This is a genomic window from Zhongshania marina (genome assembly GCF_002915595.1).
Taxonomy (GTDB): Bacteria; Pseudomonadota; Gammaproteobacteria; order Pseudomonadales; family Spongiibacteraceae; genus Spongiibacter; species Spongiibacter marinus_B.
This window is the reverse complement of the sequence record NZ_PQGG01000003.1, coordinates 95,025-118,806: the sequence shown is the minus strand read 5'-3', so window position 1 is coordinate 118,806 and position 23,782 is coordinate 95,025. Positions and strand designations below refer to the sequence as shown.

Sequence of the window (23,782 nt, the reverse complement as noted above, 5' to 3'; positions counted from 1 at the left end):
CGTCAGACATCCGACCTCAGACACCCGACTTAGCTTTAAAGCGCTGCTTTCAAAGCTTCAGCCCGATCCGTCTTTTCCCAGCTAAATGCCGTGCTGGTTTCAGATTTGGTTTCGCCATTTTCCTTCCATGTATAAGTGTGTTCATACGGGTCGCGGCCGAAGTGGCCGTAGGCTGCGGTGGGTTGGTACATGGGGTGAGCCAGATCGAGCATTTTGGTGATGCCGTAGGGGCGCAGGTCGAATACTTCACGTACCGCTGCGATTAATTTTGCGTCGCTAACCTTGCCGGTGCCGAAGGTGTTGATTGAGATCGATGTGGGTTCCGCAACACCGATTGCGTAAGACACTTGGATTTCGCAGCGATCAGCCAGACCTGCAGCGACGATATTTTTTGCCACATAACGGCCAGCATACGCCGCGCTGCGGTCAACCTTCGATGGGTCTTTGCCGGAGAACGCGCCGCCGCCGTGACGGGCCATGCCGCCGTAGGTGTCGACGATAATTTTACGGCCAGTTAAACCGCAGTCGCCTACTGGGCCGCCGATCACAAATTTGCCGGTGGGGTTGATGTGAAATTTGGTGTCTGCGTGGAGCAGTTCAGCCGGCAATACGTTTTTAATAATTTCTTCACGCACGGCTTCTTGTAAATCAGCCTGCGAAATTTCTGGGTTGTGCTGGGTAGATAGTACGACGGCGTCTACCGCAACAGGTACGCCATTTTCGTAGCGCAGGGTCACTTGGCTTTTTGCGTCTGGACGCAACCACGGCAACACGCCGTTTTTGCGCAGGTAGGCTTGGCGCTCAACAAGGCGGTGAGAGTAAAACAGCGGTGCTGGCATTAACGATGGGGTTTCGTTGGTGGCGTAACCAAACATTAAACCTTGGTCGCCGGCCCCTTGGTCTTCTGGTCTGGCGCGGTCTACCCCTTGGTTGATGTCGACAGATTGCTTGCCGATAGCGTTAAGTACTGCGCAGCTTGCACCGTCAAAGCCGACGTCGGAGCTGTTGTAGCCAATGCCGGTGATAACGTCGCGAATAATATCTTCTAGGTCTACATAGCAAGAGGTGGTGACTTCGCCAGCCACAACCGCCATGCCGGTTTTAACCAGCGTTTCTACCGCTACGCGGGCGTATTTGTCGCGGGCGATAATCGCGTCGAGCACGGCGTCAGAAATCTGATCGGCCATTTTGTCTGGATGTCCTTCCGACACCGACTCTGATGTAAATATGCTGTAGTCAGACATGTTGCGAGGTCCTCTGTTTTAGTTGCCGACGTTGTCTTAAACGCTGCGGTTTTTGGTGTGTGCTTGAATGTGATCCGGTTTTACAAATTGCCGAACCTGTACGCGAAATCCATTTAGTTGGGCTAAATACGCAGCGGGGCCGTCCTGCAGGCCGCTTGCCTGCGCCCACTCCGTTAAGTCGTCGGGCTCAAAGCCCAGCCACAAATCGCCGCAGGCATCCCGCGCCCAGCTTTGGTCGTGACGACATAAATCAGTGACGCAAAATATGCCGCCAGGTTTTAACAAGCGGGCCGCGTCTTTAAATATTTCTGCTGGCGATGGCACATGGTGCAAAACCATATTGCAGACGACGCAGTCTGCCGCGTTTTCTTGCAGGCCGGTGTCGCGGCTGTCACCAAGAATGAACGATACGTTGTTCAGTGCTTGTTGGTTTATAAATTCATTGGCGCGCTTAAGCATGGCGTCGGCATTGTCTACGCCAACAACGCTCTCATAATGTGGTGACAGTTCTGCTAAAAAGGCGCCTTCGCCGGGGCCGATTTCAATCGCCAGCTTACCGCCAAGAGGTTGGCTGCTGCGCAGTAATTCCAAGCAGCTTTGCCCGTAAACACTGTAGGCGACCATTTGTTCCTGTTGTTCACCGAACTCACCGGCGTGCTCTGCAAAAAATGCCCGCGAGCGTTCCGCGCGCTCAACGTACACCTGTTCGAGCCGCTCCTGCTGCTCAGCCGCCAAGCTAATTAAATCGGCACTGCTCAGCATGGCATCGTGCAGCATGCTTAGCTCTGGGCAGCTGGGTGTGTAGGTGCGGCGATAAAATAAGCTATTTCCCTCGCGGCGCTTGGTAATAAGTCCCGCGACAGTCAGGGTTTTTAAATGGTGGCTCATGCCTGATTGGCGGCAGTCCAGAATATGACACAGCTCTTGAACCGAGTAAGCGTCGCGGCTTAAAACCCGCAAAACCTGCAAGCGCAGCGCATCACCGCCTGCTTTGCAAAGTTGCAGAAGCTCGGTATCTAGGGTGGTGCTGTTGCTTGGGGCTTGGGTGGCAGCGTTCATGCTGCGCAGTGTAGCAGGGCTTTTAATCTATATCAAAAAATATTGATATAGATTTGTGGGCGTCAGTCGTCTGACGACCGACTCTCATTTATAAATACTTCAGCCAGTCATTGGTAAACTGGTCGATTTGACCGTAAACATGCTCAAAGGCTTCCATGCTTTTGCGATAAGGGTCTGGAACCGCTTGATTTTGCGACCATTTGCCGAGCAAAAAGGTTTTGCCACTGACTTGTTGGGCAAGGTCGGTGACGCCTTTTATATGGCGCTGTTCCATCACCAAAATTAAATCTGCTTTGAGCAGCATGTCGGTGGTGAGTTGGCGAGCGCGGTGTGCGCTGGCGTCGATGCCGTTGGCGCTAAGTAATTGTCCCGCGCTGGGGTCTATGGGCTTGTCGACAAGGGCGCCGAGGCCGGCGGAGCGGATGGTGATATTCGGTTTGTGTGCCAGCTTGTGCTTGAGCATGTATTCGGCAGAGGGGCTGCGGCAAATATTGCCGATGCATACCATCAAAATATTGTTGAACATGGGGTTTGGAGCCTGATTTGTTCGCTGAGTGGCTAATTTTCGCCCCAGCGGCCTAGGTGCGCAAGTAAATTGGCCATTTTTACGGTTCTGCTATTTGCTGTCTTGCCGCCGGTAGGGGAAAATAGCGCCTCTTTGCAGCCCGCTAAAATTTCAGGAGCCACCAATGCCCTCTCGCAGTGATCTCGCTAACGCCATTCGCGCACTCAGTATGGATGCCGTTCAGAAAGCCAACTCTGGTCACCCCGGTGCCCCAATGGGGATGGCGGATATTGCCGAAGTATTGTGGCGTGACTATTTGCAGCACAATCCAAACAATCCGTCTTGGGTTAACCGCGACCGCTTTGTGCTGTCTAACGGCCACGGTTCTATGCTGATTTATTCTTTGTTGCACCTCACGGGCTACGATTTAGCGATTGAAGATTTACAGCAGTTCCGGCAGTTGCACAGCCGCACGCCTGGTCACCCTGAATACGGTTACACGCCAGGTGTAGAAACGACCACTGGCCCGCTAGGCCAAGGTATTGCCAATGCCGTGGGCATGGCAGTGGCGGAAAAAGTATTGGCCGCGCAATTTAACCGCGACGGTTTCGATATTGTTGACCACTACACTTACACCTTCCTCGGCGACGGCTGCATGATGGAGGGGATTTCCCACGAAGTGTGCTCACTGGCTGGCACCTTGGGCTTGGGTAAACTGGTCGCATTCTATGACGACAACGGTATTTCGATTGACGGTGAAGTAGAAGGTTGGTTCACCGACGATACTCCTGCGCGCTTTGAATCTTATGGCTGGCACGTTATTCCTGCGGTTGATGGGCACAACAGTGCAGAAATAGCCCGCGCCATTGAGGCCGCCCGCGCCGAAAAAGACAAGCCAACCCTTATCTGCTGCAAAACCATTATCGGTAAGGGTTCACCAAACAAGCAGGGCAAGGAAGAAAGCCACGGCGCCGCACTGGGCGAAGCAGAGATTGCTCTGACCCGCAAAGCACTGGGCTGGCCGCACGCGCCCTTTGAAATTCCTGAAGAAATTTATGCCGACTGGAATGCGCAGGACAAAGGTAAAGCACTTGAAGCGGCTTGGGATGAAACCTTTGAAGTCTACGCCACTAAATACCCCGAGCTGGCAGCTGAATTTGGCCGCCGCGCTGCCGGTGATTTGCCAGCCGACTTTGCTGCCAAAGCCAATGCTTATATAGCGCAGTGCCAAGCGGAGTCGAAAGACCTTGCTACCCGCAAAGCCTCGCAGCTTTGCTTAGACGCTTACGGTGCAATGCTGCCTGAGTTATTGGGTGGCTCTGCAGATTTGGCCGGTTCAAACCTAACGATTTGGAGCGGTGCAAAAGCAATCGACGCCAAAGACGCCAGTGGCAACTACCTGCATTACGGTGTTCGCGAGTTTGGTATGTCAGCGATGATGAACGGTATCGCCCTGCACGGCGGCTTTATAAACTACGGTTCAACCTTCCTTGTATTTATGGAATACGCTCGCAATGCCGTGCGTATGGCTGCGATTATGGGGCAGCGGGTGATTCATATATACACCCACGACTCTATCGGTTTGGGCGAAGACGGCCCGACCCATCAGCCAATTGAACAAATTGCCAGCTTGCGCGGCACTCCAAATATGTCTTTGTGGCGTCCTTGTGATATGACCGAATCGGCGGTTGCATGGAAAGCAGCGCTTGAGCGCGCTGACGGCCCAACGGCGTTGATCTTTACCCGCCAAGCTCTGCCGCATCAGCAGCGCGATGCTGAACAATTGGCGAACGTTGCTCGCGGTGCCTATGTATTGAGCGATTGTGACGGCGAGCCAGAGGCCATCATTATTGCAACCGGCTCAGAAGTGAAGCTGGCGATGGCGGCGCAAGAGGTATTGAGTGCCAAAGGCAAGAAAGTGCGGGTAGTGTCTATGCCCAGCACCGATGTGTTCGATAGCCAAGATGGCGACTACCGTGAATCGGTATTGCCTAGCAGCGTACCGACCCGCGTTGCGGTAGAAGCGGCACACCGCGACTACTGGTACAAATACGTTGGTTTGGATGGCCGCATTGTCGGCATGGACAGCTTTGGTGAGTCTGCACCGGCAGACGCCCTGTTTGAATACTTTGGTATCACCACCGACGCCGTAGTTGAAGCCGTTGAAGATTGCTTGGACTAGGAGCCGTTCGCGCTGATTACTTTGCCACTGTTGCAGTTAACAATGCGCCGATCTTGGCGCGGGGAGAGATATTTGATCAATCCAAACGAGCGAGTAGCAGTGATCAGCGGGACGGTGTTAGCCAAAAGTCATTGGCGAGGAGCCATTTTCGCCGCCAACTACGGAACGCAAATTAGCGTGAGCAGAGCTTAATGTTAAGACTGGCCATAAACGGATACGGCCGCATAGGGCGCTGCGTATTACGCGCCCTTTACGAATCGCCTTTGCGGACAAAAATGCAAATCGTCGCAATCAATGAGCCGGCGGATTTGGCGACGATTGCACACCTAACGCGATACGACAGCACTCACGGGCGTTTCCCTGGTTCTGTGGAACATCGTCACGGCAGTTTAGTGATTAATGACGACGTGATTGCAGTTAGCCATCACGATGATATGGCGAATGTTGACTGGACTCGCCATAACGTCGATGTGGTGTTGGAATGTTCGGGTGTGATCAGCCGCTACGCGGACTTAGAGGCTCATATTGAACGCGGTGCTCGCCATGTTTTGCTATCGCAACCCGGCGAGCCGGGTATCCCGACAATTGTATACGGGCTAAACCACCAAGAACTTGATCCCGAGCAGCGCATTGTTTCTAACGCGTCCTGTACAACAAATGGCATTGTGCCGGTGATTGATGTTTTAAATAAGGCTTTTGGCGTGCGCTCCGGTTGTATTACGACTATTCATTCGGCGATGAATGATCAGCCGGTATTGGATGCATATCACCACACTGATTTGCGTAAAACCCGTGCGGCTGGCCTTTCAATGATTCCAGTCGATACCGGATTAGCGGCGGGTATTGGCCGTATTATTCCAGAGCTGGATGGACGTTTTGCAGCGAGGGCGGTGCGTATTCCCACCCACAATGTGTCGGCAATGGAATTAACTGTCAGTCTGGATGCCGACGTCAGTGCTGAAGATGTAAACGCAGCCTTAAAGATGGCCGCAAATGGGCGTCTATCTGGCATTTTGGGATATAGCGACGAACCCTTGGCGTCCTGTGATTTTAACCACGATCCGCGCTCGGCAATTGTCGACGCAGGGCAGACCCGAATAGCTGGTGAACTAGTTAGCTTATTTACTTGGTTCGACAATGAGTGGGGCTACGCGAATCGCATGTTGGATGTGACAGCATTCTGGCTGTCCTAAGATGTTTTTGCGGTCTGTGAATGGCTGGCGTCAACGCTAATGTTTAGCGCATAAAATTTTTATTTTTAAGCCTTCATGGCTTATCTGAAACAGACTCTCGAAAAGGCAGGGGATAAAAACATGGCCGTAATTAAAATGCAGGATTTGGATCTGGCGGGTAAACGCGTACTGATTCGTGAAGATCTGAATGTACCCATTGCCGATGGCAAAGTAAGTTCAGATGCGCGCCTGCGTGCGGCACTGCCAACCTTGAAGTTAGCGATTGATGCCGGCGCGAAAGTCATTGTGATGTCCCATCTTGGTCGTCCGACCGAGGGTGAGTTTGATGAGCAGTACTCTCTTAAACCCGTTGCCGATTATTTAAGCGAGGCACTGGGGGCGCCAGTAGCACTTTTAAATGATTGGCAAAATGGTGTGTCTCTCGAAAACGGCCAGCTCGCGCTACTAGAGAACGTGCGTTTTAATGCCGGCGAGAAAAAAGACGACGAGACCTTATCAAAAGCCTATGCAGCACTTTGCGATGTATTTGTAATGGACGCATTTGGCACGGCGCATCGCGCCCAAGCATCGACCCACGGCGTAGCTAAATACGCGCCAATTGCTTGTGCTGGCCCCTTGCTAGCCAGTGAATTAGAGAACCTAGAACGCGCCTTGGCAAACCCAGCACGGCCCTTTGTTGCTATTGTTGGCGGCTCAAAAGTATCGACGAAATTGACCGTGCTCGAAACCTTGTCAGATAAAGTTGACCAACTCGTAGTAGGTGGCGGCATCGCCAATACCTTCCTTGCGGCGGCCGGCTACAATGTGGGCAAATCCTTGTACGAAAAGGACCTGATTCCGCAGGCTAAAGCCTTGATGGAGAAGTGTCACATTCCGATTCCGACGGATGTGATTACTGGTAAGCAATTCGATGTGAATGAGCCCGCAACATTACGCCCAGTTGAAAACATGGGTAATGACGATATGATTTTCGATATCGGTCCCGTGTCCTCCGCATGTCTTGCCGAAATACTAAGGCAGGCCGGCACCATTATATGGAACGGCCCTGTTGGTGTGTTTGAGTTTGATCAATTTGCCGACGGCACCAAAGATATCGCCTGTGCTATTGCTGAATCCTGCGCTTTTTCCATCGCGGGCGGTGGTGATACCCTAGCCGCCGTAGATAAATTCGGCATCGCCGATCAAGTGTCGTACATCTCGACCGGCGGCGGTGCATTTTTAGAATATGTAGAAGGTAAAGTCTTGCCGGCGGTAGCAATCTTAGAAGAGCGGGCAAAAGGTTAAGGGAGGCGCTGGACGGTAGATGGAAGACGCTTTGTTCTTAGCCTCTCCCGTCTTCCGTCCAGCATCTAGCAAACAAATTAAAACTTAAAAGGAACTCACGATGGCACTTATTAGTCTGCGTCAAATGTTGGACCATGCCGCCGAATACGGTTATGGCGTGCCGGCATTCAATGTGAATAATTTAGAACAAACCCGCGCCATTATGGAAGCGGCCCGCGAAACCGATAGCCCCGTTATCATGCAGGCTTCTGCGGGTGCGCGGAAGTACGCTGGCGCGCCATTTCTACGCCACATGATTTTGGCGGCAATTGAAGAATTTCCTGAAATACCAGTGGTTATGCATCAAGACCACGGCACCAGCCCCGCAATTTGCCAGCGCTCTATGCAGCTGGGATTTAGCTCGGTGATGATGGACGGCTCATTATTAGAAGACGGCAAAACACCCGCTGATTACGATTACAACGTTGATGTGACCCGTAAAGTGGTTGATATGGCCCATGCCTGTGGCGTTTCGGTTGAGGGTGAATTGGGTTGCCTAGGCTCGCTGGAAACAGGCCAAGCCGGTGAGGAAGATGGCGTTGGCGCAGAGGGCACATTGTCTCACGATCAAATGCTGACAGATCCTGAAGAAGCGGCCGACTTTGTTGCTAAAACTGGTGTTGATGCTTTGGCAATTGCCTGCGGAACTAGCCACGGCGCTTACAAATTTACCCGTCCACCAACAGGGGATATTTTGGCAATCGACCGTATCAAAGCGATTCATGCCCGAATTCCAGACACGCATTTAGTCATGCACGGCAGTTCTAGTGTGCCGCAGGATTGGTTGGCCATTATTAATGAATACGGCGGCAAAATTCCTGAAACCTACGGTGTGCCGGTTGAGCAAATTGCTGAAGGTATTAAATACGGTGTGCGTAAAGTAAATATCGACACGGATTTGCGTTTGGCATCGACCGGTGCGATTCGTCGCTTTTTGGCTAATAACCCCAGCGAATTCGACCCGCGTAAATACCTGAAAGAAACCATTACGGAAATGAAGGCAATCTGTGTTGCACGCTATGAAGCCTTCGGTACCGCAGGCAATGCGTCTAAAATCAAACCAATGAGTTTAGAGGCGATGTATATGGAATATGAATCAGGTCGTTTGAATCCAAAAGTTAAGTAAATTTTTGACTGGCTGCCCAAGTTCTTGGGCAGCCGATTTCTGCTCTTTCTATTTTTAATCCCCTTTTATTTAATTGCGTAAATTGATTATTTTCGCACTATATCTGTCATAAATAATTATTAGCTTAATGGCCCTTGAATTATGTGAATTTTGTTCTCATATAGTTGCCGTAGCGCGTAGTGAAATTAATCACAAAAAGTGCTTTTTGATCCTTGCGGATACTATTATTAATTTTTTTTAAAAGGTAAGTTATGGATATCTCTATGCTGCAGAAGCAATTGCAGGAAGAACATAAGGCGTTGGATAAAAAATTTAAGTTCATCACTGATTTGCAGGCATTGATGACAAAATACGATCAAAGTACAGAGGATTTATTAGCAATACTGTCCTCGGCTTCAGCTACGCCAGTCAGCAAGCGTGGTAGAAAGCCTGGAATTAAAAAATCAACGGCTAAAGTTAGTGCTAGTTCAGCGTTAAAAAAGCCACGTAAGAAAGCGGCACCGCGCCCGCTGCGAACGTTTAAGCACCCTAAGTCTGGTGAGGTAACGGAAACTCGTGCACCTCAGGTAGACAAGGTGATAAAAGCCTGGGCTAAAGAGCTAAAAGTAGATTGGCGAAGCTTAGAAGTATAAGTATTAAAGGGGGCGAAGCCCCCTTGGTTTCTTTTTCGGTGCGACAGATGCAGTATTCGGTAAGATCAGGTTTGGCGTTTAACAGTCGCAAATAGTAAGTAACTCATTATGCTAATCCACGCGGCAAAAATACCCAGTGGTACCCAAAAAGGAAACAAGCCATTCCATGCAAATACACCTGATTTAAAGAAAAATGGCAGCATGGCAGGAATGAGCAATACTGCTACCCACAGAGTGAAATAGCCGGCCCAGCGCGGAAATATTGGTGTGGCATTTTTGTCTGTAAGTATGGCGGCGCCTAAGCTAAGTGCTTGCAGTAGAAACGGGGGCGCGGGGGTGATTAATAGCAGCCAGCCAATGTCATTTAACAATAAAATAAGCTCGGCATCTCGTTCGGGTCTGAAAGCAGCAAATTCAAAGAAAAAAGCAGGTAGTAGAAAAAACAAGCTGCCGATGGTGCCGCCCATTAATTGCCCTGGGCTGAAAAAGCCGTTCTCGCCTTCTATTGTTTTTATTGCTGCAGACAAGCTAATACTCCAAGCGATATAAAATGCCGAGGCGAGCATCATGAACAACATTCCGATGCGGATACCTGTCACATTATTTTGATATATTGCAGCTACCTCGGCTGCCGATGCACTTGGTTGGTGAGCGGGGATGTAGTGCGCAAAAACCAACATACCTACGCCAAGTAAAAACATAAAAATGAAGCCTGACCATGCGCCGGCTAGGTGAGATCGTGAAAGCATTGTGCTGTCCCTATATTATTTGGTGGGGTCTATAGTAGGTTTTCACATGTTGAGAATCTAGAAATGGTTTTATGGGGGTGTGCTGGTGGGCATGATCCGAGGGTGAGACCTCGTTCATCGCAAGGTGTATGATTGGTTTGATATGCTCCATAAAATAACGTCTAAAAAGCACACATAATAATCTGGAAGGGGTAAGCGCCATGAATAGCAGTGTTGAAATAGCGGAAAATATTGAACAAGCATCTGTCTTGCAAGGGGCATTTAAAGCCCAGCGGTCGGCATATTTGGCTCAGCCAATGCCAGATTATAATCAGCGTAAGCAAGATTTATTGACCTTGAAGCGTATGATCAATGAAAACCGCGATGCCATTATTGCTGCAATATCAGAGGATTACGGCAATCGCTCGCGCCATGAAAGTTTGTTTGCTGAAATTATTACGGTCACTGACGGCATCAACGGCATTATTAAAAAGATGAAGGGCTGGATGAAGGTTCAGCGTCGTCATGTTGACCAGATGATGTTTCCTGGTGGTAAAAATAGAGTGATTCCTCAGCCGCTAGGTGTGGTTGGTTTGATTATTCCGTGGAATTTCCCGATTAACCTAAGCATGACCCAAATTACTGCAGCCTTTGCGGCGGGTAATCGTGTCATGGTGAAAATGTCTGAAAACTCCATCGCCCTTACTCGCTTGCTAATCTCGATAGTGCCGAATTACTTCCCGCCAGAAAAATTGGTGTTTTTTGAAGAAACCGGGCAGGTGGGAATAGAGTTTTCAACCATCCCCTTTGATTTATTGGTGTTTACCGGTTCTGGTCAAACAGGCCGTGCGGTGATGGCGGCGGCAGCAAAAAATCTTACGCCGGTGGTGCTAGAGCTAGGTGGTAAGGCGCCGGCCATTGTTGATCCGGATTACCCGTTAGAAAAAGCGGTAGATCGCATTCTATTTATTAAGCAGTTTAATGCTGGGCAAATCTGCACCAACGTCGATTATGTGTTTGTTCACCATAGCAAAATTGAAGAGTTTGTCAGTGCATCGCAGGCATGGGTGAAAAAGCACTGCCCTGACATAAATAGCCCTGATTACACGTCGATTATTGATGGTCGCTCTATGCTGCGCCTAGAGGGTACGCTGGAGGATGCGCGTAGCAAAGGCGCACGGGTAATTAATTTACATGGCGAGCAAGGAAGTGACTCGGCAACACGTAAGATGCCACTGCATTTGATTTTAGATACCACCGCCGACATGAATATTCGCAGCCGCGAAACCTTTGGGCCGCTGTTGCTGGTGATGGGCTACGATAAGCCAAGTGAAGTGATTGACTACGTCAATGCCAACGACCGGCCACTGGCAATTTATCCCTTTACCAATAAGCGCGCATTACAAGATGAATATATTGAGCGGATCATGTCCGGCGGTGTGACGGTTAACGACGCGTTGTTCCATGTGGCGCAGCACGATATTCCTTTTGGCGGCGTTGGCCCAAGTGGAATGGGGCATTACCATGGTTATGAAGGGTTTGTGACATTCTCTAAATTGCGGCCGATTTATTACCAGCCGGCGTTTTCGCCAATGAAATTTTTGCGGCCACCCTATGGTAAGTTTGCCACGCAGTTTTATGATTTTTTAGTGAAGTTTAAGAGTTGAGGCGGTAAAGTTTAGTCTTGTTCGTTTTTCTTTGATCAACGTGCTGTTCAATACACTCATTGAGTAGCACGTTGAATGTGATAGTGTAGGCGCGCGGTGTGCTCGCTTAAACTTAGATTTTCATTTTAGTATCGCTGCGGACGTTCAAGCTCAGCACTTTATTTATTACTGTTAATTGCTACCCCTTCCTGTTTTTGAAACGCAATGCTCACCGGAACAAACGGAGATTCGTCATGGCTATAAATTTTACTCTTAACGGTAAGCCGGCTGAAGTTGATGTCGCGCCCGACACCCCATTGTTATGGGTCTTGCGTGACGAGCTGAAAATGACCGGCACCAAGTTTGGTTGCGGCATTGCCCAATGCGGTGCCTGCACTGTGCATTTCAATGGGAACGCGATGCGCTCTTGCTCGCTTCCGGTACAGGCGGTAGCAGGTCAGAGCGTGACGACGATAGAAGGTGAGCACAGTCCAGAGGCAAAGGCCTTGCAAACCGCTTGGGAGGAACTCGCTGTCTACCAATGTGGTTATTGTCAGTCGGGGCAATTAATGTCCGCCGTTAAATTGTTACGGGATAAGCCAAAACCTAGCGACGAGGATATTGATCAGTTTATGTCTGGCAATATCTGTCGGTGTTCAACGTATCAACGCATTCGCGCGGGAATTAAGCAGGCCGCGTCGAGCTTGGCCACGGAGGTAGTGGCATGATGAGTACTCAAGCGGGATTAAGCCGCAGATTGTTTCTTATTCGCAGCGCACAGGCCGGCGCGGGTTTGACGCTAGGCATGAGTATAAGCGGTCAATTATTGGCGGCGGGCGAAACAGGCGATTTTGAGCCAAATGCCTTTGTGGCTATTCAAGCGGACAACACCATTGTTATTACCATTAAACATTTGGAAATGGGCCAGGGGACGTTTACCGGATTGGCGACGCTTATTGCGGAGGAGCTCGACGCAGATTGGTCGCAAATAAAGACGGTGGGCGCGCCGGCAAATACTAAAAAATATGCAAATTTGGCGATGGGGCTTCAGCTTACCGGTGGCAGCACCGCTATCGCTAATTCATATACCCAAATGCGTGAGGCGGGCGCTACCGCTAAAGCGATGTTGCTCGCTGCCGCCGCTGAGCGCTGGAAACAGCCGCTTTCAAGTCTGGCGGTTAAATCTGGCAAGGTAATTCATACCGCGTCTGGCCGTCAGGCTAGCTTTGGTGAATTGGCGGCTGCTGCGGCTACGCAAGCAATGCCCAAGAAAATTACGCTCAAAGACCCCAGTGAGTTTGTGCTTATTGGCAAGGCCAAGCTGAGCCGGAAAGACAGCGGTAAAACCGATGGCACGGCCATTTTTACCCAAGATGTGCAATTGCCAAATATGTTGACCGCCGTGGTGGCGCATCCACCACTATTTGGTGCCACCTTAAAGTCTGTCGATGCCAGCCAAGCAAAAGCGCTGCCGGGCGTGAAGGCTGTGGTACAAATTCCCAGCGGCGTGGCGGTATTGGCAGAGAGTTTTTGGCAGGCGAAAAAAGGCCGCGATGCGCTTAAATTGCAATGGACTGGCGGCAGTGAGCGAAGCTCTGCAGATATTATTGCCGACTACAAAAAGCTGGCTGAAAAACCCGGTTTGAGCGCGGCTAAAAAAGGCAGTGTGGCGCCAGCCTTGGCCAGCGCTAAGCATGTTTTAGAGGCGGAGTTTGAGTTCCCCTTTTTAGCTCACGCGGCGATGGAGCCCATGAACTGCGCCTTGCAGAAGACAAAGAGCGGCGTAGAAATGTGGTATGGCTGCCAAGGGCAAAGTTGGGATCAGCAAAATGTGGCCAAGGTCTTTGGCATTGCGCCTGAACAGATCACTATCAATACCCTGTATGCCGGCGGCAGCTTTGGTCGCCGTGCGACGACCTTGTCTGATTATCCTGTCGAATTGGCGGAAATTGTGAAAGCTTGGGGTGGCCCAGCGCCGGTCAAACTCGTGTGGACCCGAGAAGACGACACCCTCAGTGGGTATTATCGGCCGATGTATGTCCACAAAGTGACGGCGGCGTTGAGTGCGTCGGGCGAACTCAGTGCGTGGCAGCAGCGTATTGTTGGTCAGTCTATTATGGGGGCGGGAAAATCCGTGGATCACACCTCGGTTGAGGGTGCATCAAACCTTCCGTACGCAATTCCTAATCTCAGCGTTGAGGCCCACAACACTCAAGAAGCGGTACCGATTTCGTGGTGGCGCAGCGTGGGTTCTACTCACACCGCGTATGCGGTAGAAACCTTTATCGACGAGCTGGCTCACAAAGCTGAGCGCGACCCCGTCGAGTTTCGCTTGGCGCTGCTAAAAGATGAACCTCGCTACCAGGGTGTTTTAAAGCTCGCGGCAAATAAAGCGCAGTGGTCTAAACCCTTGCCTGAAGGGCATTTTCGCGGTGTAGCACTGCATAAATCTTTTGGCACCTATGTCGCTCAGGTGGCGGAGATTGCAGCGCAGAAAGACGGCAGATTCAAAGTTGTTAAAGTGACCTGTGCCGTTGACTGCGGTGTGGCGGTAAATCCCGATGTGATCGCTGCGCAAATGGAAGGAGGGATTGGTTTTGGGCTGTCGCCACTGATGTTCAGTGAAATCACTCTAAAAGATGGCAAGCCTGAACAGCGTAATTTTGATGCCTATAAAGTATTGCGTATGCGCCACATGCCCGAGGTTTCGGTGCACATTGTGCCGTCTGCAGAAGCGCCGACGGGGGTGGGTGAGCCCGGCACGCCGGTCATCGCTCCGGCAGTGGCCAATGCCTTGTTCGCCGCAACGGGCAAGCGCTTGCGTAAATTACCTGCGGGGGGCGAATACTTCACCGCATAAAAATCTGTTTTCATCTACTCTTCGTACATATTGATTGAAAGGTCAATTTTGTGTGCGATGACTGTGCTTCCCTGCGGAGCGCAGTCATCGTGCTTGCAGAATAATAAAGACTAATAGTCCGAAGGAGGGTGTATGAAACGACTAATTACGGTGTTGCTAGGTGCGTGCTTGTCGATGGCGGCACAGGCAGATAGCGCAGATGTATTAACAGTGAAGGAAATGGTTGAGCTTACTCAGTACCATCGAGTGGGGGCTGATCGTGATCCGGTGCTACGCGGTATGAGCATCACAAAGCGTATTCCAAAAGGCTGGGTAGACGACGTCAGCGAACGCTATATTCGCACTATTGTTGATGATGAAGGTATAACGCGCCACCAGGTATTGTTGGAAGTGAGGTATGTTGGGGGCTGGCGCTACTACCGCGCAGCGAGCCTGGCAGATGGCCAAGAACTGGCATTTAACGCTGAAGAGCGTCGGTTTTCTCGCTGCTCAAGTGCCTTCCTCAAATGTGATCAGCGCGAAGTCGTCACCGCAGAGCTTAGCCACGAACAGCTTAAAGACGCGATGACAAACGGCTTGGCAGTGTATTTTGACGCTAAAAAGCCGGGTCGAGATACCGTGGCGCAGTTTCCGCCAGCCTACGTCTTAGCCTACCTAATTAAGCTAGACGGTGAAGATGCCGTGTTGCCTGCTGGTGGCGAGACAGAAAAATCTAAAATCGTCGCCATAAATGCCAGCAGGTGATTTTAGGGTTTTCTAGGGCGTTAGCCAGCGTAATATTCCGGCAGATATTTCTGCCCGCTGGTGCCCTTCTGGGTTCAATGACAGCCAATCCATATGGGTGATTTTGGCGCTGATAATAGCCAAATGATGGGTATGACCTAATTCCATTGGCGCCTCAGCGGGTAAGGCATCGCCCGGAGACAGAGGTGATAGATAGTCTTGTCGTGCGGGACTTTGTTCGACTTGCCGCCAAGCAGCATCTACGGCGGCACCAGTAGTTTCAATCGTGATCTGCGCAGTTACGCGCAACTGCCAATTTAGCGCATTACTCCAAAATACTATTTGAGCCTGGGGCGAAGTACTTAACTGCGTCACTTTCGGGCTGCGGGAGTCGGTAAAAAATTGCAGTACTTGAGAGTCGCTATCCACATTTCTTAGCACTACCGTGCGAGCGTGAGGCAATCCCCTGCTATCAATACTCGCGAGCACCGGCGTGCGCCAGGGATGCTGACGATCATCTTTGGCGAGGGCGAGCTGATTCCAGATGGTGTGTGGCAGGTGTATTAAATCCATATGAGAAGCTCGTTTAAAAATATGCTGGTCGTCATTTTTAGATATTGCCTGAATTAAAAGGTGGTGTCTGGCAGAGTTTGCTTATCAAAATAAGAACTAGAAGTACTTTGATTTTATGGTCGAGAAATACAGATATTGAGAGGCCTTTTGAAGCTCGTGTGTGTTTAGCTTATGTATTAAACGTCAATTAGGTTGTCTTTTAGGGGTGAAGGCTGAGGCCTTGCCGCAGTGTTTATTGAATATGCTTAACTACCCATAATCTTCATATATAACAATATTTTGCATCGCCAAGAGTATGGTATGCCTTTTGTGCCAACTTAAAGTAGAGCCTTTACACGGCTCCCAAATATCCGATTAGTCGGAATAGGTATTCGGCTTTTGCTTCGCGTTCTTCGAAGGGGCACATGAGTAGGTTTTTGGCCATGCCGTTAACGAGGTCGAAGGCGAGGCTGGTGATGTCTTCTGCGCTGAGTTCTTTGATGACGTGTCCTTTGTCTTGCATTCCCGCAATCATGACTGTCATTAAGTCTCTGAATTGTTGATTTTTTTCTCGCTCTGCTAGAAGGCTGGCGTCGTGGGTGAGGGCAAAAGTGTGTAGGTTGAGGCGCACTCGCCATTCAAGGTCTGATTCTACGTCTAGGGGTAGGCCAGCTTTAATGACGGGGAAAAACGATTGGATGTTGGGGCTTTCGTCGGCAACGGCTTCTTGCATGCGTAGGTCTATGCGTTGGTCTGCCCAGCGGAATGCGGCGATGACGATTTCTTCTTTGCTGCTGAAGTAGTGAGACAGTACGCCTATGGAACAGCCAAGCTCCTTGGCTAGTGCGCGGGTAGTGAGTGCTTCCAAACCTTTGTTCGCGATCAAGCGGGCGGCTGCGGCTGCCACTTCTTCACGGCGGCTGTCGTGATCTACTTTCCTCAATTTTCTTACCTTGTGCTTATGGTGTTTGACGCGTCTTCGCCATTGTAGGCGAATAATATACCGAAGATGACCAATATTTCATATCGGACGCTTGATATGTATGTTGTGCAAGCCTATGATTGGCTCAAATAACAATGTCATCGCACCCCGTTTGGAGGGCCGATTATGAGTACCGCAGCAAACCCTGATTATAAGTTAGCCAAGAACAATGAAAACCTAGATCACATTCCGGGTTCATTTGGCCTGCCGATTATTGGCCAGACCTTTCAGTTGGTGAATGACCTTTATGGCACCATTGATAATCAATATAAAAAATATGGAAACGTGAGTCGTTTCGGTTTGGCTGGGTTTCGCGGTGCTTTGTTGGTCGGCCCCGATTTGTACAAAGAGGTTTATTTAGACAAAGATAAAAACTTCTCTGCTGAAATGGGTTATATGGGATCATTGGGGCGCTTTTATAAAGGGGCTCTTTTACTGCGTGACCACGAAGAGCATAAATTCCAGCGCCGCATGATGCAGTCGGCGTTTAAGAACGATGCGATGAAAGGTTACATCGGTACGATGGGGCCAATGATTGGCGACGCAATTGCTGATTGGGGTGATAAAGGGGAGTTATTGTTTTTCCCTGCGATTAAACAAATTTTATTAGACGTTGCCGCGCAGATTTTTGTTGGTTTGCATGAGAGTGATGAGCGTGCTGCCAAACTGAACAAGGCTTTTTTAGATATTGCTAACGGCTTGATGGGGATAATCACCAAAGAGTTGCCGGGTACAAAATATCGTAAGGGCAAGATTGGTGAGCGTTATCTTAAAGAGTTTTTTGGCGGTTTAATTGCTGAGCGTCGCGCCGGTGATGGGGTCGATACTTTTAGTTATTTTACTCGCGAAAAAACCGAAGACGGTGAGTATTTTTCTGACGAAGATATTATTGCGCATATGAGCTTTTTGCTGTTTGCTGCTCACGACACGACCACAAGTGCTTTGAGCCATATGCTATATCACTTGGGTCAAAACCAAGAGTTGCAGCAGCGTTTACGCGATGAAGCAATGGCTATTGATAAGCCCTATTTAGAATATGAAGATTTAGAAAAAATGCCGCTGATGGAGGTGGCAGTGAAGGAGGGGCTGCGTTTGCATCCCTCGGTTATGATGATGCAGCGCCGCACTATTAATGAATGTGAATTGGGTGGCTATACCTTGCCGCCGAATACAATTTTATTCTTGGCGCCACAACATAATCACCGTATGGCGGAATATTGGGATGAGCCTGAAAAGTTCGACATTGATCGTTGGTTAGAGCCGCGCAATGAGCACAAGCGCCATACCTTCAGCTTTGTTGGTTTTGGTGGTGGTGCGCATAAATGTATCGGTATGCACTTTGCGTTGATGCAGGTTAAAAACTTTATGCATCAGTTCTTGCGCGAATATGAATTTAGTTTGGCGGATAATTTCAGCAGTAAAATGCAGACCGTTCCGCTGCCTAAGCCAGTAGATGATTTGCCGATAGTCGTAAAGCGTATTGCTAAGGGCTAACTAAGAGCGCGGGTGACTTGGGTTTTGTCTGGCTAAGATGAAGCCCACATTGCTATGAAGTGAGCGTGTTTTTCATTTCATCGAACAAGTCGATTATTTAATTATTTTTATTCCTAAGCCATATCCCTGTGGGATATGGCTTTTTTCTGAGTTTTAAAAATGCAGTGAGTTTGTGATGTTATTGCTTAGACTTTGCAATGACTTCATTTGCGTACCAGCTCATCATGCCAATTTTTTCTTCTACAGTTTTGTCGTCCGCCTCTGATGCGTAAACATCACGGAATGCGACGAGCACCTCATCAATACCAATATCTTCTAAGCGTTTTATGCCATCGGCAGAATAGGCTTCGGCGGTCATTGCATGAAACTCAAAGGGTAGATGGTCGCGGCCGTATTCCTTGCGGAACTCATTAATTTTATCGACCATTGTTTTTATCGAGTCTAACTCACCGCCGGCGGCGATCCAGCCATCACCTAAGCGTGCGGCGCGGCGTAGAGCAGGTGTTGAATGTCCTCCAACTAAAATGGGTGGGCGAACCGTTGGTACGGGGCAGATTTTTATTTCTGGCATGTCGAATATTTCGCCTTTGTAACCGAAGTACTCGCCAGTCATTAAGCCGTTGATGATTTCAATCATCTCATCCATGCGCTTGCCGCGTTTATCCCATGGCACGTTTGTTACTTCAAAGTCTTCTGCCCAAGGGCTTATGCCAACGCCGTAGCCGAAGCGATTGCCGGTAAGAATGGCAAGGCTAGATAATGATTTCGCAATTAGGGCCGGTTCATGTACCGCCAGTTTGTGCACCGATGTGGTGAAGCGAATTTTGCTGGTGAGTGCGGCTAAATGCGCAGTGAGCAAAAAGGGTTCGATAAATGGTACGCCGTCTAAAAATTCTCGACTGCCATCACTATTGTAGGGATATTTAGAGCTGCCTTCTTTGGGGTAGCAAATGCTGTCTGGCATGGTGATGGTGTCAAAGCCGAGCTTTTCCGCCTCGATTGTTAGCGGGAGGTATTGTTCGGTCGGACACATGCTGTGGTGGTAGGCGAATTTCATTGCAGAGATTCCTCGGCGGTCATTATTGTTTTGGTGTTTGTGTGGGTTATACACACGCAAGCTGTGATCCCTTGACAATAATACAAAGCGAAATTCGTCGCCTCATCCGAACGGCGCAGCAGTGCTAAGAAATAGGTGATTTTTAGTGCTGCCGCGCGATTTTCTGCCTTACATCATGTCGCGTTCTAGATCCCGCAGGCGCCGAGAATAGTAGCGGCAGTTTTTCCATATCCAATCTTCTTTGGCGCGGCGGGCTTTTTTCATTGCAGCGCCGCTGGCGTAGCCCTTTAATTTTTTGCCTTTTCCTAGGGCTTGCTCAAGTCGCACAGCTTCTATTTTGCGGGCGCGGCAGGCATCCCAGTTGGAGGCATGTAAATCTGCGCTCAGAAAAAGGCTTAATGAGAGGGGGAGTGCTAGCGATTTTTTCATAATGACCTCCGTGTCATTGCTGAAAGTTGTCCGATAACAATAAGCCACTAGTTGGTCAGTTGCAAAATTGGCGGCCTTATTTCTTGCTTTAGATTTTCGGCGGATTGTCGAATGAATGCCTCTGGAAAACGAGGTACGGCTATAAAGCGCCGTGTTAGCCCTTGGCGCTCCTGTCTTCTATCTACCTCGAATGGCATAATAGCTGCAGTATTCATTGCAAATTGGAATTTATTACATGAGCAGAGTTGCCCTGCCCCAGTATTTAGAGAACGCTGCCGTCGCCGCGGAGCTGCAATCTGTCATTCTTGGTCTAGCCGAGGTTAGTGTTGATATTAGTAAGTCTTTGGCCAAAGGTGCGCTTGCTGGCGTTCTAGGCGCCGCCGGTGCGGAGAATGTACAGGGTGAAGATCAAAAGAAGTTAGATGTTATTGCAAACGATATGATTAAAGACGCATTAGCTGCCCTTCCTGCGGTAAGGGGGCTCGCGTCGGAAGAAGAGGCAGAGGTAGTGCATTGCCATACCGCCGGTAGTTATTTGGTGACCTTTGATCCGCTGGATGGCTCGTCGAATATCGATATTAATAGCATGGTTGGCACCATTTTTTCGGTGCTGCCTCATCGCGGTGAAGCGCCGGTGACGGAGCAGGACTTTTTGCAGCCTGGCCGTCATCAGCAAGCTGCGGGCTATGTTTTGTACGGGCCGTCGGTCATGTTGGTGTTAAGCACCGGCAATGGTGTGGCGATGTTTACCCTTGACCAAGATAACGGTACATACTTGCTTACCGAATCTGAGGTAGTGATTCCCGCAGACGCCAAAGAGTTTTCGATCAATATGTCGAATCAGCGTCATTGGGCGGCGCCAATGCAGGCTTATATTGCTGATTTAATCAGTGGTAAAGATGGCCCGCGCGCTAAGGATTTTAATATGCGTTGGGTTGCGGCAATGGTGGCAGACGTGCACCGCATATTATGCCGTGGTGGTTTATTTACCTATCCTTGGGATAGCCGCAAGCCGGATCAGGCGGGCAAGCTACGCTTGATGTACGAAGCTAATCCTATGGGATTTTTGGTAGAGCAGGCCGGTGGCGAAATTTGGACCCCCGAGGGTAAGATTCTCGATATTCAACCAGAGCATATCCATCAACGCGTTCCCGTCATTTTGGGTGCAGCGAATGAGGTCGCGCTTTGCGTTGACTACCATCAGCGCTGAAATCACCCAGCCCAGTACCGGAATATTAGCTAATGCTTAGTTATCGCCACGGCTTTCATGCCGGTAATCACGCCGATGTACTTAAACACCTAGTCGAGGTGCTTATTCTCGACTACCTCATGCAAAAGCCCACGGCGCTGTCTTATATTGATACCCATGCGGGGGCGGGGTTCTATCACTTTGCCAGTAGCTTTAGCGCTCAGAATCGCGAGTTTGATACGGGTATCGCCAAGCTACGTGCTAGCCCGCTTGCTTTGCCTGAGCCCTTGGCAAGGTATTTAGAGGTGGTAGCGACATGCTGTGCTGGCGAGGCAGAAGGCTATCCCGGTTCGCCAGCCATTGCGCTGGCGATGTTGCGTGAGCAAGACAAGGCGCATCTGTTTGAATTGCACCCCAACGATCATCAAAATTTGAGTAAGCGTTTTAAGGGCCGTGCTCGTATTAATGAGGCGGATGGCTTTGCCGGCTTGAAGGGTTTGCTGCCGCCCCCGAGCAAGCGCGGCTTGGTCTTGATTGACCCGCCATATGAAGATAAAAATGATTACCGCAATGTGATTAACGCATTAAAAGACAGTCAGCGTCGTTTTCCCAATGGGGTGTATGCGCTGTGGTATCCGCTAATACCCAGAGAAGAATCCAAAGACCTAGGTCGCCGCCTAAAAGCCTTGTCGCCTAATAATTATCTTCACGCGCAATTGTGTGTGCAGGCTGAGCAGGGCAGCCACGGTATGTATGGCAGTGCGATGTTTGTTATTAATCCGCCGTGGCAGCTAAACGCACAGTTGCAGGAAGTGATGCCGGTATTGCAAACCCTATTAGCGAACGACGAGAGCAAGCCTTTTGTTCTCGATGCCGTGATCGCCTAAAGTTTTGGCAAAAAAAGCCCGTCGATTTTGGCGGGCTTTATAGCGCTGGGGTTTAAGACTTACACCACTTCGCTGGCAATAAACTCCATAGTGTCTATTGACGTTTCAAAGTGATCGCGGTGGCCGATGATAAGGGTGCTGACATCGGATTTTTTCCAGTCTTGTAGGCGTTCTTTAATACGTTCTTTGGGGCCGACTAGCGAGATTTCATCTACCAATGCATCTGGCACGGCTTTGATAGCTTCGTCATGTTTACCTTCGTACCACAGGTCCTGCACTTTTTCGGCCTCTTCACCAAAGCCCATTCGTCCCATGAGATTTTTGTGGAAATTGTCTTGCCGCGCGCCCATGCCGCCAAGATAGAGTGCCATTGTCATTTTGCCTGGGTACATGGCTTCCTCTAAATTGTCGTTAATTATGCAGTTCACCATGGCGTTTATTTCAAAGTCGTCTGATTTATTGGCTAGGCTGTCGTCGAAAATATTCATGCGGTAGGGCGACACAAATATGGGCATCCAGCCGTCGAATTTCTCCGCCGCTAACGCGATATTCTTGGGGCCTTCCGCGCCGAGGAAAACCGGAATTTTTTTGCGTAAAGGGTGGGTAATACTCTTTAAGGGCTTGCCGAGGTTTAGGCTGTTTGGGCCCTTATATGGCAGATTGTATTGCTCACCACTAAATTCTACTGGTGCCTCGCGGGAAACCGCTTGCTGAAAAATATCTAGCCATTCGCGTGTGCGCTCAAGTGGGCGCTTAAACTGTTGGCCGTACCAACCCTCGACCACCTGCGGCCCAGATACGCCAACCCCCAAGCATAGGCGGCCATTGGACAAGTGATCTAAGGTCATGGCGGTCATTGCGGCGCATACTGGCGTGCGGGCAGATAATTGCATCACCCCTGTGCAAAGGCGAATTTTACTCGTTGTGGCGGCAATGGCGGCGAGGGGGGTAAAACAGTCCGAGCCGTATGCCTCTGCGGTAAACACGGAGTCGAATCCCATCTTCTCAGCTGCTTGGGCCAATTCTAGAAAACGGTCGGTGGGGTGCTTTTGCCAATATCCGAGATGTAGTCCGAGTTTCATACCAAATCCTCTTTATTATTCCGCTAAGGCTGTAAGGATTATACGGCGCGAATAGGGAGAACTAGATGACATCTCCGCTCAAATACAGGGTATTGGAGGTGACGAAAAAGATCAGGATGACTGCGGAAAATGGGGTGTGGAGAGGCTGCGGTGTAGAGAATATTTACATCGTGGCCGCCCCATAGGAGCGGCATAGAGAGCTAGGCTAGGCCTTTACGGCTTCGCCGTAGTACATAAAGCCGGCAATTTTGGGTACGCCTTCGGCGTAGCAGGTTTCCAGTTTGTTTATGGTAAAACCGCAGCTGGTGATGGATTCAGCGATGGGCCGATTAAGATGGCAGCCGCCCACCAGTTTTTTCCAGACGGGCGTTACTCTATGCTGCCAGTTTTGCACTGCGCTGGTTTCGGCTAGACCGTGTTCGCAGAATAATAATTTGCCGTTGGGCTTAAGCACACGGTGCATTTGCTCTAAAGCGCGTTGCCAGTCGGGGATGGTGCAGAGGGTGTACGTTAGCAAAACGGTATCGACGCTATTGCTATCAAGTGGAATATCTTCACCGCGTAGATCCAGCCATTTTACCTCTATTGATGATTTGTCGAGATTGCGCTGGGCCTTTTTGCGCATGCCCTCAGAGGGTTCCAGTCCCCAAACAAAATCTATATTGTCGGGCTCATACAGCGCTAGATTAATGCCGCTGCCCATGCCGACTTCTAAGACCACGCCCCTAGCGAGGGGAACGACTTTTTTACGCAAGTCCATAATAGACGCCATCGAACAGGCTTTGTCGATGATGACTGGCAGTATTTTATTATCATAAAAGCCCATAGCTAATTCCTGCTGTTTTACATGGCCGGCAAATTTACCGGCCTAAAATGCAGATTAGCACAG

The 23,782-nt window shown here is 49.9% G+C and carries 22 protein-coding genes; 12 read left to right on the top strand and 10 right to left on the bottom strand.

Annotated elements, in window-relative coordinates; translation table 11 throughout:
- Positions 1-35: 35 nt before the first annotated feature.
- From metK to C0068_RS01205, 3 genes are all read right to left on the bottom strand, one after another.
- Positions 36-1,244 (bottom strand): methionine adenosyltransferase, encoded by a 1,209-nt coding sequence (metK, locus tag C0068_RS01215; protein ID WP_103682669.1) that lies wholly within the window; start codon positions 1,242-1,244, stop codon positions 36-38.
- 36 nt (positions 1,245-1,280) lie between these two features.
- A complete protein-coding gene (locus tag C0068_RS01210) occupies positions 1,281-2,303 on the bottom strand; it encodes an ArsR/SmtB family transcription factor (RefSeq protein WP_103682668.1) in 1,023 nt (340 codons plus the stop codon).
- An 88-nt stretch (positions 2,304-2,391) separates the two neighbouring features.
- Positions 2,392-2,829, bottom strand: a complete 438-nt coding sequence (locus C0068_RS01205; protein WP_103682667.1) for a low molecular weight protein-tyrosine-phosphatase — start codon at positions 2,827-2,829, stop codon at positions 2,392-2,394.
- Between the two features lie 163 nt (positions 2,830-2,992).
- Here C0068_RS01205 and tkt point away from each other — a divergent pair, with 163 nt between their 5' ends.
- From tkt to C0068_RS01180, 5 genes are all read left to right on the top strand, one after another.
- The gene (tkt, locus tag C0068_RS01200) at positions 2,993-4,990 is read left to right on the top strand and encodes a transketolase (RefSeq protein ID WP_103682666.1); all 1,998 of its coding nucleotides are present in this window, start codon (positions 2,993-2,995) and stop codon (positions 4,988-4,990) included.
- A 191-nt stretch (positions 4,991-5,181) separates the two neighbouring features.
- Positions 5,182-6,183 carry a type I glyceraldehyde-3-phosphate dehydrogenase gene (locus C0068_RS01195; protein WP_103682665.1) on the top strand — a complete coding sequence of 334 codons (1,002 nt, stop codon included), beginning with the start codon at positions 5,182-5,184 and terminating at the stop codon, positions 6,181-6,183.
- Between the two features lie 120 nt (positions 6,184-6,303).
- A complete protein-coding gene (locus C0068_RS01190) occupies positions 6,304-7,467 on the top strand; it encodes a phosphoglycerate kinase (protein ID WP_103682664.1) in 1,164 nt (387 codons plus the stop codon).
- A 100-nt stretch (positions 7,468-7,567) separates the two neighbouring features.
- Positions 7,568-8,632: a class II fructose-bisphosphate aldolase gene (gene fba, locus C0068_RS01185; protein ID WP_103682663.1), complete on the top strand. Its 1,065-nt coding sequence runs from the start codon at positions 7,568-7,570 to the stop codon at positions 8,630-8,632.
- 263 nt (positions 8,633-8,895) lie between these two features.
- The gene (locus C0068_RS01180) at positions 8,896-9,264 is read left to right on the top strand and encodes a hypothetical protein (protein ID WP_146047814.1); all 369 of its coding nucleotides are present in this window, start codon (positions 8,896-8,898) and stop codon (positions 9,262-9,264) included.
- Positions 9,265-9,329: 65 nt separating this feature from the next.
- On the opposite strand, the gene C0068_RS01175 is transcribed toward C0068_RS01180, so the two are convergent.
- Positions 9,330-10,013: a hypothetical protein gene (locus C0068_RS01175; protein WP_146047813.1), complete on the bottom strand. Its 684-nt coding sequence runs from the start codon at positions 10,011-10,013 to the stop codon at positions 9,330-9,332.
- 200 nt (positions 10,014-10,213) lie between these two features.
- On the opposite strand from C0068_RS01175, the gene C0068_RS01170 reads away from it, so the two are divergent.
- The 4 genes from C0068_RS01170 to C0068_RS01155 all read left to right on the top strand — a co-directional run bounded on the left by C0068_RS01170 (position 10,214) and on the right by C0068_RS01155 (position 15,242).
- Positions 10,214-11,659, top strand: coding sequence for a coniferyl aldehyde dehydrogenase (locus C0068_RS01170; protein ID WP_103682660.1), 1,446 nt, complete (start codon positions 10,214-10,216; stop codon positions 11,657-11,659).
- Between the two features lie 233 nt (positions 11,660-11,892).
- Entirely contained in the window at positions 11,893-12,366 is a 474-nt protein-coding gene (locus C0068_RS01165; protein ID WP_103682659.1) for a (2Fe-2S)-binding protein, read from the top strand.
- Positions 12,363-14,498: a xanthine dehydrogenase family protein molybdopterin-binding subunit gene (locus tag C0068_RS01160; RefSeq protein ID WP_199176074.1), complete on the top strand. Its 2,136-nt coding sequence runs from the start codon at positions 12,363-12,365 to the stop codon at positions 14,496-14,498. The genes C0068_RS01165 and C0068_RS01160 overlap by 4 nt, the downstream gene beginning before the upstream one ends.
- A gap of 132 nt (positions 14,499-14,630) precedes the next feature.
- Positions 14,631-15,242, top strand: a complete 612-nt coding sequence (locus tag C0068_RS01155) for a hypothetical protein (protein ID WP_103682658.1) — start codon at positions 14,631-14,633, stop codon at positions 15,240-15,242.
- 12 nt (positions 15,243-15,254) lie between these two features.
- Here the strand turns inward: C0068_RS01155 and C0068_RS01150 are convergent, their stop codons facing one another.
- Complete coding sequence (locus C0068_RS01150; RefSeq protein ID WP_103682657.1) at positions 15,255-15,794, bottom strand: pyridoxamine 5'-phosphate oxidase family protein; 540 nt, start codon at positions 15,792-15,794, stop codon at positions 15,255-15,257.
- Positions 15,795-16,125: 331 nt separating this feature from the next.
- Positions 16,126-16,716: a TetR/AcrR family transcriptional regulator gene (locus C0068_RS01145; protein WP_158249890.1), complete on the bottom strand. Its 591-nt coding sequence runs from the start codon at positions 16,714-16,716 to the stop codon at positions 16,126-16,128.
- A 165-nt stretch (positions 16,717-16,881) separates the two neighbouring features.
- Between C0068_RS01145 and C0068_RS01140 the strand changes: the two genes are divergently transcribed.
- Positions 16,882-18,249: a cytochrome P450 gene (locus tag C0068_RS01140; protein WP_103682655.1), complete on the top strand. Its 1,368-nt coding sequence runs from the start codon at positions 16,882-16,884 to the stop codon at positions 18,247-18,249.
- Between the two features lie 178 nt (positions 18,250-18,427).
- Here C0068_RS01140 and C0068_RS01135 read toward each other — a convergent pair whose 3' ends face one another.
- Both C0068_RS01135 and C0068_RS01130 read right to left on the bottom strand, forming a co-directional pair.
- Positions 18,428-19,306, bottom strand: coding sequence for a TIGR03619 family F420-dependent LLM class oxidoreductase (locus tag C0068_RS01135; RefSeq protein ID WP_103682654.1), 879 nt, complete (start codon positions 19,304-19,306; stop codon positions 18,428-18,430).
- A gap of 168 nt (positions 19,307-19,474) precedes the next feature.
- Entirely contained in the window at positions 19,475-19,735 is a 261-nt protein-coding gene (locus C0068_RS01130) for a hypothetical protein (RefSeq protein ID WP_103682653.1), read from the bottom strand.
- A 235-nt stretch (positions 19,736-19,970) separates the two neighbouring features.
- Here C0068_RS01130 and C0068_RS01125 point away from each other — a divergent pair, with 235 nt between their 5' ends.
- Both C0068_RS01125 and C0068_RS01120 read left to right on the top strand, forming a co-directional pair.
- Positions 19,971-20,945: a class 1 fructose-bisphosphatase gene (locus tag C0068_RS01125; protein WP_103682652.1), complete on the top strand. Its 975-nt coding sequence runs from the start codon at positions 19,971-19,973 to the stop codon at positions 20,943-20,945.
- Between the two features lie 32 nt (positions 20,946-20,977).
- On the top strand, positions 20,978-21,811 hold the full coding sequence (locus C0068_RS01120) for a 23S rRNA (adenine(2030)-N(6))-methyltransferase RlmJ (protein WP_103682651.1): 834 nt from the start codon (positions 20,978-20,980) through the stop codon (positions 21,809-21,811).
- Between the two features lie 59 nt (positions 21,812-21,870).
- Here C0068_RS01120 and C0068_RS01115 read toward each other — a convergent pair whose 3' ends face one another.
- Both C0068_RS01115 and C0068_RS01110 read right to left on the bottom strand, forming a co-directional pair.
- Complete coding sequence (locus C0068_RS01115; RefSeq protein ID WP_103682650.1) at positions 21,871-22,893, bottom strand: LLM class F420-dependent oxidoreductase; 1,023 nt, start codon at positions 22,891-22,893, stop codon at positions 21,871-21,873.
- Between the two features lie 205 nt (positions 22,894-23,098).
- A complete protein-coding gene (locus C0068_RS01110) occupies positions 23,099-23,719 on the bottom strand; it encodes a class I SAM-dependent methyltransferase (protein WP_103682649.1) in 621 nt (206 codons plus the stop codon).
- Between the last annotated feature and the right edge of the window lie 63 nt (positions 23,720-23,782).

Excerpts from the sequence above, each read along its gene's own strand:
- metK (WP_103682669.1), bottom strand. The coding sequence starts at position 1,244 with ATGTCTGACTACAGCATATTTACATCAGAGTCGGTGTCGGAAGGACAT.
- C0068_RS01210 (WP_103682668.1), bottom strand. The coding sequence starts at position 2,303 with ATGAACGCTGCCACCCAAGCCCCAAGCAACAGCACCACCCTAGATACC.
- C0068_RS01205 (WP_103682667.1), bottom strand. The coding sequence starts at position 2,829 with ATGTTCAACAATATTTTGATGGTATGCATCGGCAATATTTGCCGCAGC.
- tkt (WP_103682666.1), top strand. The coding sequence starts at position 2,993 with ATGCCCTCTCGCAGTGATCTCGCTAACGCCATTCGCGCACTCAGTATG.
- C0068_RS01195 (WP_103682665.1), top strand. The coding sequence starts at position 5,182 with ATGTTAAGACTGGCCATAAACGGATACGGCCGCATAGGGCGCTGCGTA.
- C0068_RS01190 (WP_103682664.1), top strand. The coding sequence starts at position 6,304 with ATGGCCGTAATTAAAATGCAGGATTTGGATCTGGCGGGTAAACGCGTA.
- fba (WP_103682663.1), top strand. The coding sequence starts at position 7,568 with ATGGCACTTATTAGTCTGCGTCAAATGTTGGACCATGCCGCCGAATAC.
- C0068_RS01180 (WP_146047814.1), top strand. The coding sequence starts at position 8,896 with ATGCTGCAGAAGCAATTGCAGGAAGAACATAAGGCGTTGGATAAAAAA.
- C0068_RS01175 (WP_146047813.1), bottom strand. The coding sequence starts at position 10,013 with ATGCTTTCACGATCTCACCTAGCCGGCGCATGGTCAGGCTTCATTTTT.
- C0068_RS01170 (WP_103682660.1), top strand. The coding sequence starts at position 10,214 with ATGAATAGCAGTGTTGAAATAGCGGAAAATATTGAACAAGCATCTGTC.
- C0068_RS01165 (WP_103682659.1), top strand. The coding sequence starts at position 11,893 with ATGGCTATAAATTTTACTCTTAACGGTAAGCCGGCTGAAGTTGATGTC.
- C0068_RS01160 (WP_199176074.1), top strand. The coding sequence starts at position 12,363 with ATGATGAGTACTCAAGCGGGATTAAGCCGCAGATTGTTTCTTATTCGC.
- C0068_RS01155 (WP_103682658.1), top strand. The coding sequence starts at position 14,631 with ATGAAACGACTAATTACGGTGTTGCTAGGTGCGTGCTTGTCGATGGCG.
- C0068_RS01150 (WP_103682657.1), bottom strand. The coding sequence starts at position 15,794 with ATGGATTTAATACACCTGCCACACACCATCTGGAATCAGCTCGCCCTC.
- C0068_RS01140 (WP_103682655.1), top strand. The coding sequence starts at position 16,882 with ATGAGTACCGCAGCAAACCCTGATTATAAGTTAGCCAAGAACAATGAA.
- C0068_RS01135 (WP_103682654.1), bottom strand. The coding sequence starts at position 19,306 with ATGAAATTCGCCTACCACCACAGCATGTGTCCGACCGAACAATACCTC.
- C0068_RS01130 (WP_103682653.1), bottom strand. The coding sequence starts at position 19,735 with ATGAAAAAATCGCTAGCACTCCCCCTCTCATTAAGCCTTTTTCTGAGC.
- C0068_RS01125 (WP_103682652.1), top strand. The coding sequence starts at position 19,971 with ATGAGCAGAGTTGCCCTGCCCCAGTATTTAGAGAACGCTGCCGTCGCC.
- C0068_RS01120 (WP_103682651.1), top strand. The coding sequence starts at position 20,978 with ATGCTTAGTTATCGCCACGGCTTTCATGCCGGTAATCACGCCGATGTA.
- C0068_RS01115 (WP_103682650.1), bottom strand. The coding sequence starts at position 22,893 with ATGAAACTCGGACTACATCTCGGATATTGGCAAAAGCACCCCACCGAC.
- C0068_RS01110 (WP_103682649.1), bottom strand. The coding sequence starts at position 23,719 with ATGGGCTTTTATGATAATAAAATACTGCCAGTCATCATCGACAAAGCC.